The organism is Hanstruepera ponticola (genome assembly GCF_012931685.1).
In the GTDB taxonomy this organism is placed as follows: Bacteria; Bacteroidota; Bacteroidia; order Flavobacteriales; family Flavobacteriaceae; genus Hanstruepera; species Hanstruepera ponticola.
Genome location: NZ_JABANC010000001.1, coordinates 585,734 through 605,020 on the forward strand (window position 1 = coordinate 585,734; position 19,287 = coordinate 605,020).

Sequence of the window (19,287 nt, forward strand, 5' to 3'; positions counted from 1 at the left end):
TTATGATTTCTAAACTAAATCTCGAAAACATACTTTTTCTGGATATTGAAACTGTTCCTGAAACACAGCATTTCTCTGATTTAGACGAAACCAAACAAGCCCTTTGGGAAGCCAAATCGCAATACCAGCGCAAAGACGATTTCACAGCTGAAGAGTTTTACGATCGTGCAGGAATTTGGGCTGAATTTGGGAAAATAATCTGTATTTCGGTTGGTTATTTTAAAATGCAAGGTGATGTAAGAACCTTTCGTGTTACCTCATTTTATGGTGATGAAATAAAAATATTGAAAGACTTTAAAAATTTATTGATAACACATTTCAGCCAAAACAAGCACCTATTATGTGCACATAATGGTAAAGAATTTGACTTTCCTTATATAGCGAGGCGTATGATAATCCATAATATTGAGTTGCCATATAAACTTAATTTATTTGGGAAAAAGCCATGGGAAGTTCCACACCTTGATACGCTGGAACTTTGGAAGTTTGGCGACTATAAAACTTATACATCTTTAAAGTTACTCACAAATGTTCTTGGAATACCCTCTCCAAAGGACGACATAGATGGCAGTGAAGTTTACAAGGTATATTATGAAGAAAATAATATAGACCGTATTATCACCTATTGCGAAAAAGACACTATTGCAGTAGCTCAAATTTTCTTGCGATTACGAGGAGACGAACTCCTTCATGATAATGAAATTATAAGCGTATAAAAAAAAGTCCAGATTTAAAATCTGGACTTTTAAGTAAACTATTGCTTTATAAATCGCTTGACACTGACTTTTCCATTAAGTGTTATTTCAATGAAATACATCCCTGATTTTAAATTGGAAACATCAATATCACCCTCTGAAACACCTTTTGATAAATACTGCCCAGACACACTTCTTAGCTGATAACTAAATGGTTTGCTTTCCACCATTTTAATATTCAAAACATTTCCTTTTACTGGATTAGGATAAATCATAATTGGAGAATCACCTCTTTCGTTGACCTCAACAGCGCTACTCGTCATTCTAGCTGCTGAATTAACTCTTCCAGTAATAGTAACCTGATCTACATAAATCTGCTCATTCTTTTTAGAGGCATTACATTGAAATCTAAAACTACTATTAGAAACAAAATTATATTGAGAAGATGTTATAACTACTGTTGCATTATTAAACGCATTATTGTTGTAACCAGAACCGACTGTAAAGCTTTCAACCGTATTCCAAGATGAACCATCATAAAATCTGAACAATAAGCTTTCTCCATTATCTAAACCATTTATATAAAAATATAAATCTACTTCTACTTGAGAAAAAGGTGTTATATCAATATTAGAGAGTGTCATTGAGGATGAAACTCCTGAATTATCACGTAATCTTATTGAATAACTTTCCTCATAGGAATAGCTTGTTGAAACTCTAGAACAATCATTACCACCTTCTATCCAGCCATCTAAACCTGTTTCAAAATACCCTTGATTTAAAACCACATCGCTTGGTGGACATGTTGGACAAGAGGAACCTCCACAATCAACTCCCGTTTCGTCACCATTTTGAATACCATCATTACAGGTAGGTGCTGCTAAAGTTGTTTCATTTACTGCATTACTAGCAGACGAACTATTCCCTGCTGCGTCCCTAGCTATAACATAAAATGAATAGGTAGTGTTTTCACTTAATCCAGTAACCTCATAGGAAGTTCCTGCAACATTATCAATAAAACTCCCGTCTTGATAAATATCATACCCTATCACATTTACATTATCGGTTGATGCATTCCAAGATAAATCTGTTGTGGTTTCTGTAGTGTTTGAAGCCGATAAACTGCTGGGCGTACTTGGAACTTCTGTATCTACAAAATCATCTGTAGTTACATTAACGGTATTGCTTTCCAAAGAATTATTGCCTGCTGCATCTCTTGCAACCACATAAAACACATAGCTTGTACTAGAGCTTAAACCAGAAACGGAATAACTTAACCCTAAAACACTAGCAATAACAGATCCCTCTTGATAAATATCATAACCAGTCACACCAATATTATCTGCCGCAGCATTCCAAGTTAAGTCTGTACTATTGTATGTAGTATTGGACGCTATTAAATTTGCTGGTGCTGTTGGTGCTTGCGTATCAGGAGGATCAAGGGTTATTATATTTTCAACATTACTAGATCCCGATAAATTACTAGCTGCATCACGAGCGACAACATTAAATGAATAACTGGTACTGGTACTCAACCCAGAAACTTGATACGATGTATTTGAAACATTTGCTATCAGATTTCCATCTTGATAAACATCATAACCAATCACACCAATATTATCGGTCGCAGCATTCCAAGTTAAGTCTGTGGTGGTTTGGGTCGTATTTGTAGCCGTTAAGTTTGCCGGAACACTAGGCGGTGTTACATCTGGACCAGAGAGCGTTCCCAATATAATAACCTGATCTATATAAACCTGATCATTTTTCCTTTGAGCATCACACTGAATTCTAAATTGAGCGTTAGCTGCTAAATTGTATTGTGATTGATTTAATGTGAATGAGGCGGAAAAGAATGAATTGTTACTAAAGTCGACTCCAGATACATAAGTATCTAAAGTTGTCCATGATGAACCATTGTAATATCGCAACCAAAAATCTTTCCCATTTTCCATGCCATTGGCATAATAATAGAAACTAATAGTTACCTCATCATAAGAACTTAAATTAAAATTCTGTGAAGTCATAGCTGAAGATGTCCCAGAATTATCACGTAACCTTACGGAATAACTTCCTTCATAAGAATATGACGTTGCTGTTCTAGAGCAATCATTGCCGCCTTCTACCCAATCGTCCATTCCAGTTTCAAAATAACTAGCACTTAATGTTACATTATTGGTAGTTGTAAAATAAATAGAACTGCTGTAAGGTGACGAGCTAGAGTCGCAATTACTTCTTACCTGAACTTCATATTGAGTAGCTGTATTTAATCCAGATAGATTTACTGAATTATTATTGGTGTTTACAGTTACCCAAGCAGAAGCTCCAACAGCTCTATATCTGCAATCATAATTTGAGCTACTAGTGTTATCCCAACTCACGGTTGCAGAAGAAGCTTGTACATTGGTAACATTTAATCCTGATGGTGCTGTTGAAGCTAAAGGGTTTAGCAGTATATCACTTAACGTAATCGTTTGATAATTAGAAATACTTTGATTGCTTAATGTAAAAGATTGATAGCAATCAGCTTCAAATAAAATATCATAGGTCCCTGCGATGGTTGGTCGGTAAAAGTCTCCATAAGGTAATTCGGTTACTGTGTGAGAATTTACTGCATCATGACCAACTAAAGTAATTTTTGCTTCAATGGGATTATTTGTTGTAGCATCTCTTACAGCACCTCTAAAACCATAAGTACCTTGTTCTAAATAATCAATCAATGCTTCTCTGTTATAGTTCCAATGGTCTTCTAATTGAGAGGCAGGTATTGTTTTTGTGTTGGAAAGTTCAATGGTAGTTTCCTTACATTGGTGGTAGTAATTCATGTAATCCTGACGACCACCTTCAACACGATACCAATCTGCGCCATTTGTTACGCCTGGAAACATATAGTTGGTATATGTGGCATCCATGTATCCATTTGGACTGTTGATTTGACAATTCTCGGCATATTCTTTACTGATTAAGAAAAACCAAGCGTCATCGGGATGTCTTGTATAGGTATTATCCCAAGGGTAATTAACCACTTCGGTTCCTCCATGAAAATTAGCTGATATCACAAAATGATATGTGTCTGCAAGATTCATAAAGTGTTGGGTCTCCAATTCGTAATTTGAATTTCCGTCTGGATGTGCACCTGCAACATTGTCTGGGTAATTTCTGTTTAAATCCCATCCATTATCATTGGCGCGGCGTGCATTTGCAACTGATGTATTGGTTGGATCGCCGTAGTAAGTGCCATCTGGATTAGCACTTGGATTAATCCATATTTCAGTTGTATCTAATAAATTTTTTACTCTTAAATGATCTGGATGACCTGAATCGTTATAAGCTATCAACAAATAATTGATTAATTCCAACATCATAGGATAACCTGCAATCTCATCACCATGCATAGATGAGGTGTATAGCATTCTTGGTTCTTTTTCATTTGCTGAAACATTTGCTGAAAGTTTTGCAAATAACAATCTTTTGTTTCCACCACCAACACCTTCAGTTGTTCCTCCTATATCAACAATTTCACATAATGAAGGATAAGTTGTGGTAAAATCTTGCATTTGCTGCGCATAATCAGCATAAGTTGGATAGGCTGTTAATGGAAACGACAAAGTTGAAGCCATTCTTTGGCTACTTGAAGCGTTTAATTGATTAGACATCAATTGCGGTCCAATTACATTATCGGCTTCTTCAACAAAGTATTCAAGATTACTTTGTTGAAAATTTCTGAATTGTCGGGTATTTGCCCAAGCATATACGGTTTTGGTTCTTGGGTCATAATTCAAAATTGATAATTGTGTAGTCCAATTATCGATTTCTGAAACATCTTGAACTTGAAAACTAAAGTTCACTTCTCCTTTTTGGCTTAAATATTCTTCGGCTTTTATTCTAGAATTACTCTGCGAAAACACAAAAGAAATACTGCATAAAAAAATAACAAGGGTTAATTTTGCTTTCATAATTTGGTTGGATTTATTCAATAAAATTAATGTTTTATGTTGTCTATTTTGTATCACCCCGTATGATTTATAAACAAGTTATAAAGTATTATATAAAAAAAAAGTCCAGATTAATAATCTGGACTTTTATAAAAAACAAAAAGACTTAACTATTGCTTAATGAATTTTTTAGTGATAACTTCTTCACCTTCATTTACTTTAATAAAGTAAACACCTGCTTCTAAAGCGCTCACATCAACAATTGAAATGGAATTTCCTTTTGAAACTGTTTGACCTAATATATTAACAATTGAGTAAGATGCATCTTGGTTTCCAGGTAACTTTACATTTAGTACATTTCCATACACAGGATTTGGATAAACAAGAATTTCTTGATCTCCAAAAGCATCTTCGGTCTCCATAGTTTTTATGGCTATCAAGTGATTGATATCACCTCTACCTGAATTAGTACCAGTAATGGTTACTTGATCAATATAAATTTGATCATTGTTTCCAGAAGCATCACATTGGAATCTAAATCCTGCATTTGAAACAAAAGTATATTGTGCAGGCGTTAAGGTAACTGTGGCATTATAGAAAGTTCCATTACTAATACCCGAACCACTTACATAAGTCGCCACAGTTGTCCATGTTGAGCCATTGTAATAACGCACCCAAAAATCTTCACCATTTTCCATACTGTTCACATAAAAATAGAAATCTATTACAACTTGAGAGAATGGAGATATATCAATATTTGAAAGTGTCATGGCCGAAGCTGTACCAGAATTATCTCTAATTCTTATTGAGTAACTACCTTCATAAGAATTTGAGCCTGAATATCTAGCACAATCACTACCACCATCAGCCCAGCCATCCCAGCCGGTTTCGAAGTACCCTTCATTTAAAACAACATCTGAAACTTGGCATGGTACACAAGACGAACCTCCACAATCAACTCCAGTTTCATCACCATTTTGAATACCATCATTACATGTTGGTGCTGCTAGTGTCGTAACAATTGTAGTATTACTTGCTGGTGAACTATTACTAGCTGCATCATTGGCAATTACATAAAAAGTATAGCTTATACTTTCAGAGAGTCCCGTAACTTGATATGTTGTTCCTGTTACATTTGCAATAAAACTTCCATCTTGATACACATCATAATCAGTTACGCCAACATTATCTGTTGCTCCAGACCATGACAAATCAGTTGTAGTTTCTGTTGTGTTTGAAGCTGAAAGTGTAGCCGCTGTTGGCGCTTGTGTATCTGGTGCAGGCGGACCAGCTACCGAAACGTTATCTATTGCAATGTCAGCTTGCCAAGTACTTCCAATAAATCTATTGAATCGTAATTGAATACCTTTTCCAACATATGCATTTAAGCTTACATCAACATCCAACCAAGTATTACCTTGGTTTCCGGTTTGAGTCCAAATACTTGTCCAATTAGCCCCATCATCATCACTTATTTCTAAATCAATTGAGCCCATATCTGAAGCTCCATACATATGATAAGAAAAGCTAAAAGTCGCTTCGGTCATTCCGCTTAAATTAAAACATGGCGAATTTAATATCGCTCTTACACTTGGGTAATTTGGACTTGATGCTTCAACATACACATAATATGTTCCGTCAGCAGCACTTGAAGGTCCAGTATTTGAAGAAGGTGTTCCATTAGCATCAACTGTCCAATCAATATCATCAGCGGAGGATTGTGTCCATGCACCCAACGTATTTTCAAAACTTTCGCTGTAAGGGAAAGAATTGATTCCTCCTGAACAACCATTGGATGGTTCAGAAACATTTACTGTTCTAATTACCTCATCGGCTGCATTTCCAGACGAATCACTTACGTTATATGTTATTACATAAGTTCCCGCAGTATTTGCATCTACTGTATCTCCTCCAACAACAATGTTGGCTGAAATATCACCATCTAAATTATCGGTTGCCGTTGCACCTAATTCAGAATAAGAATCGCCAACTGTTAAGTTAACTGTTGAAAAACCGTTTAGGCTAATTACTGGAGCTGTTGTGTCGGGATTTACATTAACTGTACGTGATACCTCAACAGCATTATTACCAGCTGTATCACTAACATTATAAGTAACCACATAAATCCCAACGGTATTTGAATCTACAGTGTCACCACCAATTACAATATTTGCTGAAATATCTCCATCAACATTGTCTGTAGCTGTGGCACCAAGTTCGGTATACGTTTCACCCAATTCCAAATCAATTGTTGAAGCGCCATTCAATGTTATTACTGGTGGTGCTGTGTCTGGACCGCTTCCTTCTATTATTACGGTATAATCTTCAACTTCGCCATATTGGAAAGTTTCGCACGATGTCGGAACTCCGTTATACTTCATTGAGACACGCATTCTTGTTACATTTTCAACGGCATTAGATGGAATAGTAAAACTACCATTTACAGGCGTTGTTTGAGTAGCAGATTGCGACCAAACTTGTTCGCTTGCATCATCAAAATCACCATCTCGGTTATAATCAATCCACACCGCATAGCCTTCAGAATAAACTGTTCCAGTCCATGTAGGAGTTATAGTAATTATATATTGTGTATCTTTGGTTAGCGTTGTTGAAATACTTGTGAAATCTGTGTAAAACTGTCCACCAGATGAATTATCTATAGTATTTAATTGCACTCTTCCTATATATTCATCATTAATATTTGTACTTGCTGAATTACAATAATTTAATTGAACATCAGTAGTCGTGAAATTAATTATACTACTGTAAGCCGAAGTCGAAGTATCTGGACATGCGCTGCGCACTTGTGCTTCATATTGTGTTAGTGGACTTAATCCGGATACTTGAGTTGAAACACCTGTTACGTTAACAGTAGTCCATGATGAAGAACCTACTTCACGATATTGTAAATCGTAAGTTGCACCAGCAACAGCATCCCAAGTTAATGTTGCTGCACTATCAGTTATTCCAGAAGCATTTAATCCAGTTGGTACAATAGCATTACAAACTACTTGTCCTGCAATTGTAAAGTTTGAATTAGATATATCAAAGAAAATATTGTTAGACCCTCTTACCATAATTCTATTTTGAGTTCCTTGATTATTAGGAACTAGAATCTCTTGAGAACCATCATTTAGTACACCTGCCGCTAAAGCAATTGGGTAGGTATCTCCTCCATCTGTAGATAGGAAAATATCAACATTTGCTGTATTCACACCATTGCCTGTTGTACCTGCAACGTCCCACGTTACTGTTTGTGTAGAACCTGCATTCCATGTCACATTTGAATTAGGTGAATTCACTACAAATGGTCCGGCCGTACCATTTACAGTTACTACCATATCATCACTATTATTGGTTCCTCCTCCTGCAACATTATCTCTGACCGTTAACCTAAAATTCAATGTTCTAGCAACATTTGGTACTGCTTCCCATTGCCAAGACGTTGCTCCTGATTTAATAGTTGATAATCTTGGAAAATATCGTTTATTATCAGTAGTTGGTTCATATGCTCTAAAAGCTACACCTGAAGTTGCTGTGGTACTTGGATAAGTTGTCGATGCATTATTTTCATCCATCTGCTCCCAAGAATAAGATAATACATCTCCTGAATCAGCATCTGAAGCAGAGCCTTCTAAAACAAAGGCCGTTCCTTTTGGAATAGTATAATTCGCTCCAGCACTTACAGTAGGAACATTATTTCCAGTATTAGTATTTGTTTGACAACTAGTGGATTTTATATAATCTGTTACTTGCTCAATTGAAACGGCATGAAAATTTGGATGCACATTGTTTTGAACATCTGTTGCACCAGTAATTCCCGCATAACTCATAATAGTGGAACCACTTCCGGGTTCAACCTGCACATTTGTTCCTTCATTTCCATTAAAAGTCCATGTATGATTAGCACCAAATTGGTGTCCCATTTCATGAGCTACATAATCAACATCAAAAAAATCACCATCCGGAACACTCGCAGAGGTCCAGCCACTGCCCTTTTGCCCATTAACGCAAACGCAACCTATACAACCTGCATTACCATTATTTTGGAGATTAGCAAATAAGTGTCCTATGTCATAATTTGATTCTCCAATTACTGAGGTTAAGGTATTTTGTAAAGCGGAATTATAACCACTAGTAGTATTCCCATATGGGTCAGAAGATGTACTAGTGTAAATTACATCATCGGTATTAGCTATAAGCACCATAGTCACATTAAAATCAACTTCAAAAATTCCATTTACACGTGTCATGGTATTATTGATGGCTGCCAAGGCCTGTGCTTTGGTTCCACCATGATATTGTGTGTATTCACCTGTAGCAGACACAGCCAATCTATATGTTCTCAAAATACTGTCATCAGCATTACGCATCATTGATGATTCTGTTATTTGCTGATTTAAACTTTCCGAAATTTCACATTCAAACTGATCCTGAATATTTATACGTTCAGCACGTGTGAAGACAGCATATAATTCTCCATCTTCAGAAATAGATTCAATAAAAGTTGCTGGACCATTAGCAGATAATCGCATACTTTGGAAGCCCAAAGACGACATACTAAATCTTATAACAGCAGACGGATCATCAATTCCTTGACCAGCATAGGAGCGTATATCTGGGTATCTCACTTGTAAATCAGGATGAAGATTGGAAGCTTCAATTATTCTGAAACGCTCCATAACGCCTTGTGAATTTGGAAAAGACAAAATAACATTGGATTGCCTTGAGAATTCGTTTCGTTTTGGTGAATGGTTTAAGGCTTGTTTCAAACCATTAACATCCAAACTAAACGTTTGATTTTTAGGCAAAGCTTGTTTGCTTTCCTTAATTGAAGTCGAAGTTTTTACGGCTTCTTTTTTCCAAAAAGATTTGTTTTGGGAAAAAACAAATCCTGTACTCATTAAAAGAATGAATAGTAGTGTTTTTTTCATGATTGTTTAATATTTTGGTAATTTTATTGAATTATTAATCGTGAAAATATCAATTATTTATTAATATGAAAATTTTTAAAAACCATTTTCGTTAAAAAACAATTAAAAAAAAATAAGTACGGGAAAACCGTAAAATAAAATGTGAAAATAGCTACATTTACTTATGCAAATGGCATCTGTACTCAACGTAAAAAATTTATCTATTTCTTTTTTAAACAATGAAAATGAGAAAGAAATCATTCACAATATTTCGTACACTTTAAATCAAAATGAGATACTTGGAATTGTTGGCGAGTCAGGTTCTGGAAAATCTGTTTCTACATTGGCTATTTTAGGATTGCTTCCAAAAAATATTTCTAAAATTAAGAATGGTGAGATAAACTTTAAAGGTGAAGACTTAACCAAACTATCTCCAAAAGCATTTCAATCAATTAGAGGAAATGATATTGCTATGATTTTTCAAGAGCCTATGAGTTCATTAAACCCATCCATGAGATGCGGAGAACAAGTTCAAGAAATACTTTTGCAACATACATCGCTTTCTAAACAAGAAATTAAAGTTGAAACACTTCAATTATTTGAAAAAGTAAAATTGCCAGATCCTAAACGTGTTTTTAAAGCATATCCGCATGAAATTTCTGGCGGACAAAAGCAACGGGTTATGATTGCTATGGCTATTGCTTGTAAACCTAAAATACTAATTGCAGATGAGCCTACTACTGCTTTAGATGTAACTGTTCAAAAAGAAATAATATTGCTGCTAAAACAACTTCAGCAGGAAGAACAAATGAGCATTTTATTTATATCTCATGATTTGGCATTAATTTCTGAAATATCAGATCGCGTTATAGTTATGTATCAAGGTGAAATAGTTGAGCAAGGTTCTGTTTCTGATATTTTTAAAACTCCAAAACACACATACACCAAAGCGCTTATAAATTCCAGGCCACCTTTAAATGTTAGATACAAACGTTTAGCAACGATAAAAGATTTTATGGCTGATTCGGTTGATAAAACTATTGTTACTAAAACGCAACGTGATACAAATCATAAAAAACTATATTCAAAGCCACCATTATTGGAAGTAATTAATCTTGAAAAAGAATACGTTTCTAAATCTGGATGGTTTTCGAAACCTGAAAGTTTTAAAGCTGTCAATAATGTGAGTTTTAAACTCTATGAAGGTGAAACCTTAGGTCTAGTTGGTGAATCTGGATGTGGTAAATCTACTTTATCAAATGCTATACTATTATTGGACAAAGCAACTAATGGTAAAATACTTTATAAAGGAAATAACATTACCAATTTATCAAAACGAGCAACTCAAGAATTGAGAAAAGATATTCAGATTATATTTCAAGATCCTTTTGCTTCCTTGAATCCGCGTATTCCTGTTGGGAAAGCTATTATGGAACCTATGAAAGTACACAACATTGGAAAAACCAATGCCGAACGCGAAACTTTGGTTTATGAATTGTTAGAAAAAGTTGGGTTAGATGCTACTTTCTTTTCCAGATATCCACATGAATTTTCTGGTGGTCAACGACAACGTATTGGCATTGCTAGAGCTATAGCTTTACAACCTAAATTGATAATTTGTGACGAATCGGTTTCGGCATTAGATATTTCAGTACAAGCTCAAGTTTTAAATCTCTTAAACGAATTAAAAGAAAACTATGGCTTTACTTATATTTTTATTTCACACGATTTAGCTGTGGTAAAATATATGTCTGATAATTTAATAGTAATGAATGCTGGTAAAATCGAAGAAATGAATGATGCCGATACTATTTACGAGCATCCGGAAAAAGACTATACTAAAAAACTTATTCATGCTATTCCAAAAGGATTATAGCATGAATAACTTTTTAGTAAGATACATTAAACTTTTAATGAATCGAGTGGTTTGTTTTACTTTCACATACAAACCATTTTCATAAGTAGGTTGTTCTGGTAGATTTGATGCAAAATTCATAAAGTAGGTTTTGGTAGATTTGAGTTTCTTTCTTTCACAAGGATTATAATAGATTTGGGGAAAATTATAATCCAAGTTTCTAAAAGAAGTTGGTTAATCTGTTCATTAAATTTGGGATTGCTAATATGTAACTTATTTTGAATAAATCTGCTAAAATGCATTATTTTTCGATGAAATACATATTTTTTTAACATTTGACATGTTTTAAAGTCTTTTTTCTTACAATTTTTGTTTCCAAGTTTCTTTTTGATACATTTAAAAAAAAATTGTTATGAGAAAATTAATATTATTTTTCATAGTGGGATTGCTATGTAGTTGTCAAATACAATATGATGTATCTACACGATATGTATTTGAAGGTCAAGTTTTGGATCGAGATGGGAATCCAATAGAAAATCATTCTATTGAAGCATGGGTGTATAATTCTTATGATTCTGATTTAATTGGTTTTACAGAAACAAATTCTGATGGGTATTATGAGTTAGTAATTCCAAAACCAAAAAATGAAAGGGATTTTGAAATAAAGATAAAAGGAAATGCTGTTTACTTTCAAAAGGCTTATGTAAACATTTATGAATCTGATTTATCCGACCACAAAATAACTATTGGGAAAACTACTCTATTTGCTCATGATGACATTTCAAATTTAGAAATCACACTCAATCAAATAAATCCTGAAAATAATATTTCTGCCATTGAATTAACAGGATTAATTGCTGAACAGATAATTTGGGTAAACCCTCCAGAAGAAGAACCTTATACACCTTACTATTATGAGTTTTACGCTAAAAAAGTTGCTAAAAATCAGACTTTAAATTTATACTATGAAGTACGAAATGGTAACACAGGCCAAACCAATTCTTTTAATGAATTGATTGATGTAAGCTCAAATGATATTACAGAATACACTATAAATTATTAGTTATGAAAAAGATAGTACTTTTTGTTTTAATAGTATTGCCATATATTCTCTTTGCTCAAGAAGAAGACACCAAAATAGAAAACAATGAAATAAAAAATTCAGAAGGCTTTTCATTTAAGCCTCAATTTTATTTCTACGCAAACCACCACATAAACCACGGCAATAACTTTCTGTCCGATGGACACGATGCAAGTTTTGTTGGACTTGGATTACAATTAAATTTGCTGAAATTTCAAAAATTTAAATTTGGACTTGGGTGGGAGTATCATAATTATGATGTTATAAACCCTGGAACAATAGGAAATATTGATAATACTTTTCATACTTCTATCTTTGGAAGATTTCAATACCAATGGGATTTATCAAATCGCTGGTCTTTAGAACCATATGTTGGCATTGGTGCTACAAAAATTCAGCAAAAATATGATGATTCAGATAGCGATAGTTTTTATGGAATGAATTTATATGTGGGATTCAATATCATTTTTAAGCTAATTGACCACATCTCATTCTTTACAGGCTTTAATTATAATAACATTCGTTTTAATGTGAATACTAATAAAAACTGGGAAGATTATTTTAATAAAATCAATCAGACCCAAATACAACTAGGTATAATTGTTTCAATAGGTAAAAACTAGAGCCTTAAATAGCCATTTCAGGAATATCTCCAGTAACAATCAATGTCCCTTCAGTTGCTTTTTGAATAGCTTCAACTGAAACTCCTGGTGCACGTTCTAACAATTTAAACCCATTGTCTGTAACTTCAAGTACAGCTAAATTGGTTACTATTTTTTTTACACAACCAACACCTGTTAGTGGTAAGGAACAACGTTTTAAAAGCTTTGATTCTCCTGCTTTGTTAGTATGCATCATAGCAACTATTATATTTTCGGCACTGGCAACTAAATCCATCGCACCTCCCATTCCTTTTACCATGCGCCCTGGAATTTTCCAGTTGGCAATATCTCCATTTTCAGCAACTTCCATAGCGCCTAAAATAGTTAAGTCCACGTGTTGACCTCTAATCATAGAAAAGCTCATAGCGGAATCAAAAAAACTCGCTCCTGGTAAAGTTGTAATGGTTTGTTTTCCTGCGTTAATAATATCTGCATCTTCTTCGCCTTCAAATGGAAATGGTCCCATACCTAATACGCCATTTTCGCTTTGAAATTCTACTTCTATATCGTCTCGAACATAATTAGCTACCAACGTTGGAATACCGATACCCAAATTAACATAGTAACCATCTTGTACTTCTTTTGCTATACGTTTAGCTATTCCGTTTTTATCTAACATATCTTAATGTGTCATTTTTAAATAGGTTTCGACTGCGCTCAACCAGACAATTTAATTATTCTCTTTTTCTAACTGTACGTTGCTCTATTCGTTTCTCATATTTTTCACCCTGAAAAATACGTTGCACAAAAATGCCTGGAATATGAATGTGATTAGGATTTAATTCGCCTACTGGTACTAATTCTTCAACTTCTGCAACAGTTATTTTAGCAGCACCGCACATATTAGGATTAAAATTTCTGGCTGTACCTTTAAAAATAAGGTTTCCAGCTGCATCACCTTTCCATGCTTTTACAAAAGCAAAATCAGCTTTAAATGCATGCTCTAAAACATACATTTTACCATCAAATTCTCTGGTTTCCTTACCTTCCGCCACTTCAGTACCGTAACCTGCTGGTGTGTAAACGGCAGGAAATCCTGCTTGTGCAGCACGACAACGTTCTGCTAACGTACCTTGCGGAATTAGTTCAACATCCAACACACCACTTAGCATTTGACGCTCAAACTCATCGTTTTCACCAACATATGATGATACCATTTTTTTTATCTGACGCTGATGCAATAATAAGCCTAATCCAAAGTCATCTACTCCTGCATTATTTGAAATACATGTTAAGCCTTTTACACCAGACTTTACCAATGCTGCAATGGCATTTTCAGGGATTCCACTTAAACCAAAACCACCAAACATACAGGTCATGTTATCAGCTATACCTTTAATAGCCTCATCTACTCCTGCAACTTGTTTATTAATCATTTTTAATCTGTTTTTGCAGTGGAAAAATACGAAATAAAAAAGCCATTCGGAAGTGAATGGCTTTTGAATTTAACAGAACTAATCTGAATAGTTAATTCCTGAATCCATACAATTATTAAACACAGCTTGAAAAAACAAATATTCTTCATAATCGGAAAGATTATTTGTCATACCATACAAAGTTGCAGCAGCATCAGCAAATTTCCAACAATCAATTTCTTTCTTCACTTCTACTCTAACAATTTCAGGTTTGTTATTTGCATAAAAACTAGTTACAATTAATAATACAGATGCAAAAGCAATTAATCCTTTTTTTATATTTTTCATTGAATACATAATTTTGAACCTATAGGAATTTTATACTACAGGTTGATTAAACAAAATGTGGCTTTAATAAAAGCCTTCTTCTGAAGTTTTACTGAAGTTTTGTGTTTGAAGTTTTATGCTATTAATCAGTTTTCTTAAGGGAATAAAAACTGACGCCAGTTATGATCTCGATCGTGTTTCCAATAACAACTCAAGGTCTTCAAAACTTAAAGCTGTTACTTTCAACAACTCAAACTTAAAAAAAAAAAAAACTGTTCACACAAGGATTTTACTCAATTTTGTGCCGTTTATCGAAAAGCTGCAAAAAGCGTTACGGTTTTCCCGTAAAATGCAATACTGATAAGGGATTCAAGGGGGAAAATTTTGAAATTATATTTTAAAATATAAAGTTTTTGAGCATTTCGAGAGCCTCAATGTCCAAAAATTAAAAATCCAATTCATCAGGAACTTCTTCGTCTGGAAGTGTATCATTTTCCTCTTGGGAATAGGCTTCACAATTTACTTCAATGGTCAACTCTTGTGGCCTTTCAAAGTTTTCATTAGATACATCAAGTGTTTCATCTTCATAGCATGCTTTCATATACAGTGCCCAAATAGGCAATGCCATGGCTGCACCTTGACCATACGTGATTTTAGAAAAGTGAGCAGCTCTATCTTCAGCACCTACCCAAACACCGGTAACTAAATTAGGCACCATACCCATAAACCAACCATCACTTTGATTTTGTGTAGTTCCTGTTTTCCCAGCAATTGGGTTTTTAAATTCATATGGATAGCCTGTCACAATCTCACGATAATCTGCTCTGTAAGCATCTGCACCTTTAGTTCTTAATCTTACACCTGATCCAGCTTCGGTAACACCTTCCATAAGTTTAACGGTTACATAAGCTGTTTCTTCACTGATAACATCACGAGACTCTGGCGTGAACTGATATAAAATAGTGCCATTTTTATCTTCAATATGGGTTACCATAACGGGTTTGGTATAAACTCCTTTATTAGCAAAGGTAGCATAAGCCGCTACCATTTCATAAACGTTCAAATCTGCTGTTCCTAGTGCAATTGAGGGCACAGCTGGAATATTGGATTCTACACCCAGTTTTTCAACTAAATCAATTACTGGCTGTGGTCCAACTTTGTCAATCAAGCGAGCGGTGATGGTATTAACTGAATTGGCTAATGCCGCTTTTAAAGTTAATTCGCCACCATAAACACCATCAGAATTTTTGGGGCTCCAAGGTTCTAAAGTACCGTGTCGTCCAGCCTCAATAGTGATTTGTGAGCGTGGCATTTTGTAACAAGGTGATAAATGCAATTGATCAATAGCGGTTGCGTACACAAATGGCTTGAAAGTTGAGCCTACCTGACGCTTACCTTGATTCACATGGTCGTACTGAAAGTGTTTATAATTCATACCACCAACCCATGCTTTTACATGACCTGTTTGCGGATCCATAGACATCATACCTGGATGTAAAAAGGATTTATAATAACGCATGGAATCTATAGGTTTCATAATGGTATCTATCTCACCTTTCCATGAAAAAACGGTCATGTTGGTTGGCTTATCAAAAGAAGCAATTATTTCCTTTTCGCTTTTACCTTCAGTTTTCATGACTCGCCAACGTTCCGACTGACGCATACCACGTTTCATTAAGGCATCTATTTCACTTTGATCTAGTTCCAGAAATGGCGCAGTAGGGTTTCGTTTAGGTGTGTTTTGATGGTCAAATTCCGCTTGTAATCTAGGCATATGTTGTTGCACAGCATTTTCAGCATACTGTTGCATACGTGAATCGATTGTAGTAAAAACTTTTAAGCCATCGCCATACAAATTATACTTTTCGCCATCAGGTTTTGGGTTATTCTTAATCCAATCTTTCATAAACCCATCTAAATACGCTCTAAAATAGGTTGCTATTCCATCGCGATGAGATTGCGGTGTATAGCGTAAATCCAATTCAGTTGCTTGAAGCGAATCTCTGGTCTTTTCTGAAATATAATCATACTTCTCCATTTGAGATAGCACTACATTTCGTCGATTTCTTGTACCAACTGGATTACGATGCTCTCTTGGGTTATACAATGATGAATTTTTAAACATGCCAACCAACATAGCTGATTCCTTAATATCCAGTTCATCTGGTTCTTTATCAAAATAGATGCTAGCTGCTGAACGAATACCATCGGCATTATTACCAAAGTCATAGATGTTAAAATACATCGCTATGATTTCTTCCTTGGTATATTGACGTTCTAGACGAGTGGCTATAACCCATTCCTTTATTTTTTGAGTGTACTTGTCTAAATTTTTGGATCTAACACCAACAAACAATTGTCTTGCCAACTGTTGCGAAATGGTACTAGCACCTCCTCTTTTACCCAAAAAGAAAAATGCTCGAAGTGTCCCTCTAGCGTCAATTCCAGAATGTTCATAATAGCGAGCATCTTCTGTAGCGATTAAAGCATCAACCAAGTGCTTTGGAAGCTCATCATAACTTACAGGTGTACGGTTATCATTAAAATAAAATTTACCAAGTGTTTTGCCGTCAGACGAAATTATTTCAGTAGCTAAATTGGTTTTTGGGTTTTCTAATTGCGTATAGTCTGGCATTTCACCCAAAGCTCCCCAAGAAGCAAGCATAAAAACTAATGCAACCAAAAAAATGCCTGACAAAAATAATATCCAAAACCAACGTACATAGCTCTGAAAATCTTGAGTTTGTTTTGTTTGTTTCTTTTTTGCCATATGCTTTAATTTGTATTTGGGTCTTCTATTCTAAATCCAATTTCTGTAATTCCTTCTAAATTTTCTACGCCTTTTACTTTGCCATTTTCACGCATGGCATGTTGAATGTTAATAGTATATTCTCCGGTTTCATTAAAAACTACGCTTTCTTTATACCACAATTTATTTTCCTTAACGTCGGTAAAACCTGTTCCTAACAGCTCACCATTTGGTTTTGCCATACGATACTGCAAGGTGTCTTTAATTATTTTTCCATGTGGAAAATTCATTTCAACTATTAAGTACAAATTACTAAACTTATAATCGTTGGTGTTTCTTAAGTTTACAAACAAGTTGTAGGGTTTTATTGAGTCTGGTGGTTTAATTTTAAACGTTACTACTGAATCCTTATGCCATTCATTTGGTAAAGATTTATAAACATCATAAACTCTATTAGAGTCACATGAAGTGAAAATTAATCCACAAAACACAAGGATTACAAACAAATTACTTCGCATTGTTTTTCTTGCTTTGAGGTTTACGACGTCTTTTATTTTTATTACCCTTATTATTTTTACGTTTATTTCGGTGTTTTGGACTATCAAACCGTGTTAAACTATCTTGACCAACAACGTTTTCATATTCAGTTTTAGTATCTACGATTAGTTCAGCTGCATATTCTTCAAGGCTTGCAGGCTTTTTTCTATTCTTATTTAATTCTATAATTTCATTTGCTTGGTCTGTAGTTATCAAATGCCAATTCATCCATTCGCCTTCATAAGCATACCACATATGTCCTTTAAAAATATCCGTTTTCTGACATACAGCAGTTCCTTTTTCAGTGTAAAGCTTGATTTCTGTTTTAGGAAAACTCTTAAGCGCATCGAGGTAAGTATCCAACTCATAGTTCAAGCAACATTTTAACTTTCCACATTGACCAGCAAGCTTTAGCGGATTTAATGACAGTTGTTGATATCTGGCTGCGGATGTACTCACAGAACGAAAATCAGTTAACCAAGTGGAACAACACAATTCACGCCCGCAAGACCCAATACCTCCTAGTCTAGAGGCTTCTTGACGAAACCCTACTTGACGCATTTCAATTCTGGTTTTAAACTCTTTTGCGAATAATTTTATAAGTTCCCTGAAATCCACACGTTCTTCAGCCGTGTAATAAAAGGTTGCTTTACTAGCATCACCTTGGTATTCAATATCTGAAATTTTCATTTGAAGTTTCAAATCAATAGCAAATTGTCTTGCCTTGACCTTCATAGATTCTTCTTTATCACGAGCTTCAGACCAAATATCAATGTCTTTTTGGGTTGCTTTTCTGTAGATTTTAAACGTTTCAGGATCGTTTTCAGATATTTTCTTGCGTTTCATTTGAACACGAACCAATTCTCCTGTAAGGGTAACCATACCTACATCGTGACCGTACTCTGCTTGGGTAGCAACAACATCACCAATACTTAATGTTAGGTTTTCGGTATTCTTATAATAATGTTTTCTACCATTCTTAAATCGAACCTCAACCCAATTAAATGGTTCTACTCCGTCAGGTAATGACATGTTGGCTAACCAATCAAAAACTGTTAATTTGTTACAACTGTCGGTTCCACAAGTGCCATTATTCTTGCATCCTTTAGGCTGACCATCTTTTCCTGTTGAACATGTTCCACAAGCCATAAATTAAAGATATATATAGATTCTGAACGTAA

The 19,287-nt window shown here is 34.7% G+C and carries 12 protein-coding genes; 4 read left to right on the forward strand and 8 right to left on the reverse strand.

Annotated features, from left to right (window positions below):
• The first annotated feature begins 2 nt into the window (after positions 1-2).
• A complete protein-coding gene (locus HGK31_RS02590; protein WP_191858357.1) occupies positions 3-716 on the forward strand; it encodes a 3'-5' exonuclease in 714 nt (237 codons plus the stop codon).
• Between the two features lie 38 nt (positions 717-754).
• Here the strand turns inward: HGK31_RS02590 and HGK31_RS02595 are convergent, their stop codons facing one another.
• Both HGK31_RS02595 and HGK31_RS14660 read right to left on the reverse strand, forming a co-directional pair.
• Entirely contained in the window at positions 755-4,648 is a 3,894-nt protein-coding gene (locus HGK31_RS02595) for a M14 family zinc carboxypeptidase (protein ID WP_191858358.1), read from the reverse strand.
• A 149-nt stretch (positions 4,649-4,797) separates the two neighbouring features.
• Positions 4,798-9,561: a reprolysin-like metallopeptidase gene (locus tag HGK31_RS14660; RefSeq protein WP_233450951.1), complete on the reverse strand. Its 4,764-nt coding sequence runs from the start codon at positions 9,559-9,561 to the stop codon at positions 4,798-4,800.
• A 169-nt stretch (positions 9,562-9,730) separates the two neighbouring features.
• Between HGK31_RS14660 and HGK31_RS02610 the strand changes: the two genes are divergently transcribed.
• From HGK31_RS02610 to HGK31_RS02620, 3 genes are all read left to right on the forward strand, one after another.
• A complete protein-coding gene (locus HGK31_RS02610) occupies positions 9,731-11,416 on the forward strand; it encodes an ABC transporter ATP-binding protein (protein WP_191858359.1) in 1,686 nt (561 codons plus the stop codon).
• Between the two features lie 391 nt (positions 11,417-11,807).
• Positions 11,808-12,458, forward strand: coding sequence for a peptidase associated/transthyretin-like domain-containing protein (locus HGK31_RS02615; protein WP_191858360.1), 651 nt, complete (start codon positions 11,808-11,810; stop codon positions 12,456-12,458).
• 2 nt (positions 12,459-12,460) lie between these two features.
• On the forward strand, positions 12,461-13,099 hold the full coding sequence (locus HGK31_RS02620; protein WP_191858361.1) for a TonB-dependent receptor: 639 nt from the start codon (positions 12,461-12,463) through the stop codon (positions 13,097-13,099).
• 4 nt (positions 13,100-13,103) lie between these two features.
• Here HGK31_RS02620 and HGK31_RS02625 read toward each other — a convergent pair whose 3' ends face one another.
• The 6 genes from HGK31_RS02625 to HGK31_RS02650 all read right to left on the reverse strand — a co-directional run bounded on the left by HGK31_RS02625 (position 13,104) and on the right by HGK31_RS02650 (position 19,255).
• Positions 13,104-13,757, reverse strand: coding sequence for a CoA transferase subunit B (locus HGK31_RS02625; RefSeq protein WP_191858362.1), 654 nt, complete (start codon positions 13,755-13,757; stop codon positions 13,104-13,106).
• Positions 13,758-13,812: 55 nt separating this feature from the next.
• Positions 13,813-14,514 carry a CoA transferase subunit A gene (locus HGK31_RS02630; RefSeq protein WP_191858363.1) on the reverse strand — a complete coding sequence of 234 codons (702 nt, stop codon included), beginning with the start codon at positions 14,512-14,514 and terminating at the stop codon, positions 13,813-13,815.
• 78 nt (positions 14,515-14,592) lie between these two features.
• Positions 14,593-14,841, reverse strand: coding sequence for a hypothetical protein (locus HGK31_RS02635; protein ID WP_191858364.1), 249 nt, complete (start codon positions 14,839-14,841; stop codon positions 14,593-14,595).
• Positions 14,842-15,265: 424 nt separating this feature from the next.
• On the reverse strand, positions 15,266-17,590 hold the full coding sequence (locus tag HGK31_RS02640; RefSeq protein ID WP_191858365.1) for a penicillin-binding protein 1A: 2,325 nt from the start codon (positions 17,588-17,590) through the stop codon (positions 15,266-15,268).
• A 5-nt stretch (positions 17,591-17,595) separates the two neighbouring features.
• Entirely contained in the window at positions 17,596-18,087 is a 492-nt protein-coding gene (locus HGK31_RS02645; RefSeq protein WP_104735039.1) for a gliding motility lipoprotein GldH, read from the reverse strand.
• Positions 18,077-19,255 carry a PSP1 domain-containing protein gene (locus HGK31_RS02650; RefSeq protein WP_104735040.1) on the reverse strand — a complete coding sequence of 393 codons (1,179 nt, stop codon included), beginning with the start codon at positions 19,253-19,255 and terminating at the stop codon, positions 18,077-18,079. The genes HGK31_RS02645 and HGK31_RS02650 overlap by 11 nt, the downstream gene beginning before the upstream one ends.
• Positions 19,256-19,287: the final 32 nt, after the last annotated feature.

Excerpts from the sequence above, each read along its gene's own strand:
- HGK31_RS02615 (WP_191858360.1), top strand. The coding sequence starts at position 11,808 with ATGAGAAAATTAATATTATTTTTCATAGTGGGATTGCTATGTAGTTGT.
- HGK31_RS02630 (WP_191858363.1), bottom strand. The coding sequence starts at position 14,514 with ATGATTAATAAACAAGTTGCAGGAGTAGATGAGGCTATTAAAGGTATA.
- HGK31_RS02640 (WP_191858365.1), bottom strand. The coding sequence starts at position 17,590 with ATGGCAAAAAAGAAACAAACAAAACAAACTCAAGATTTTCAGAGCTAT.
- HGK31_RS02595 (WP_191858358.1), bottom strand. The coding sequence starts at position 4,648 with ATGAAAGCAAAATTAACCCTTGTTATTTTTTTATGCAGTATTTCTTTT.
- HGK31_RS02650 (WP_104735040.1), bottom strand. The coding sequence starts at position 19,255 with ATGGCTTGTGGAACATGTTCAACAGGAAAAGATGGTCAGCCTAAAGGA.
- HGK31_RS02620 (WP_191858361.1), top strand. The coding sequence starts at position 12,461 with ATGAAAAAGATAGTACTTTTTGTTTTAATAGTATTGCCATATATTCTC.
- HGK31_RS02635 (WP_191858364.1), bottom strand. The coding sequence starts at position 14,841 with ATGAAAAATATAAAAAAAGGATTAATTGCTTTTGCATCTGTATTATTA.
- HGK31_RS02625 (WP_191858362.1), bottom strand. The coding sequence starts at position 13,757 with ATGTTAGATAAAAACGGAATAGCTAAACGTATAGCAAAAGAAGTACAA.
- HGK31_RS14660 (WP_233450951.1), bottom strand. The coding sequence starts at position 9,561 with ATGAAAAAAACACTACTATTCATTCTTTTAATGAGTACAGGATTTGTT.
- HGK31_RS02590 (WP_191858357.1), top strand. The coding sequence starts at position 3 with ATGATTTCTAAACTAAATCTCGAAAACATACTTTTTCTGGATATTGAA.
- HGK31_RS02610 (WP_191858359.1), top strand. The coding sequence starts at position 9,731 with ATGGCATCTGTACTCAACGTAAAAAATTTATCTATTTCTTTTTTAAAC.
- HGK31_RS02645 (WP_104735039.1), bottom strand. The coding sequence starts at position 18,087 with ATGCGAAGTAATTTGTTTGTAATCCTTGTGTTTTGTGGATTAATTTTC.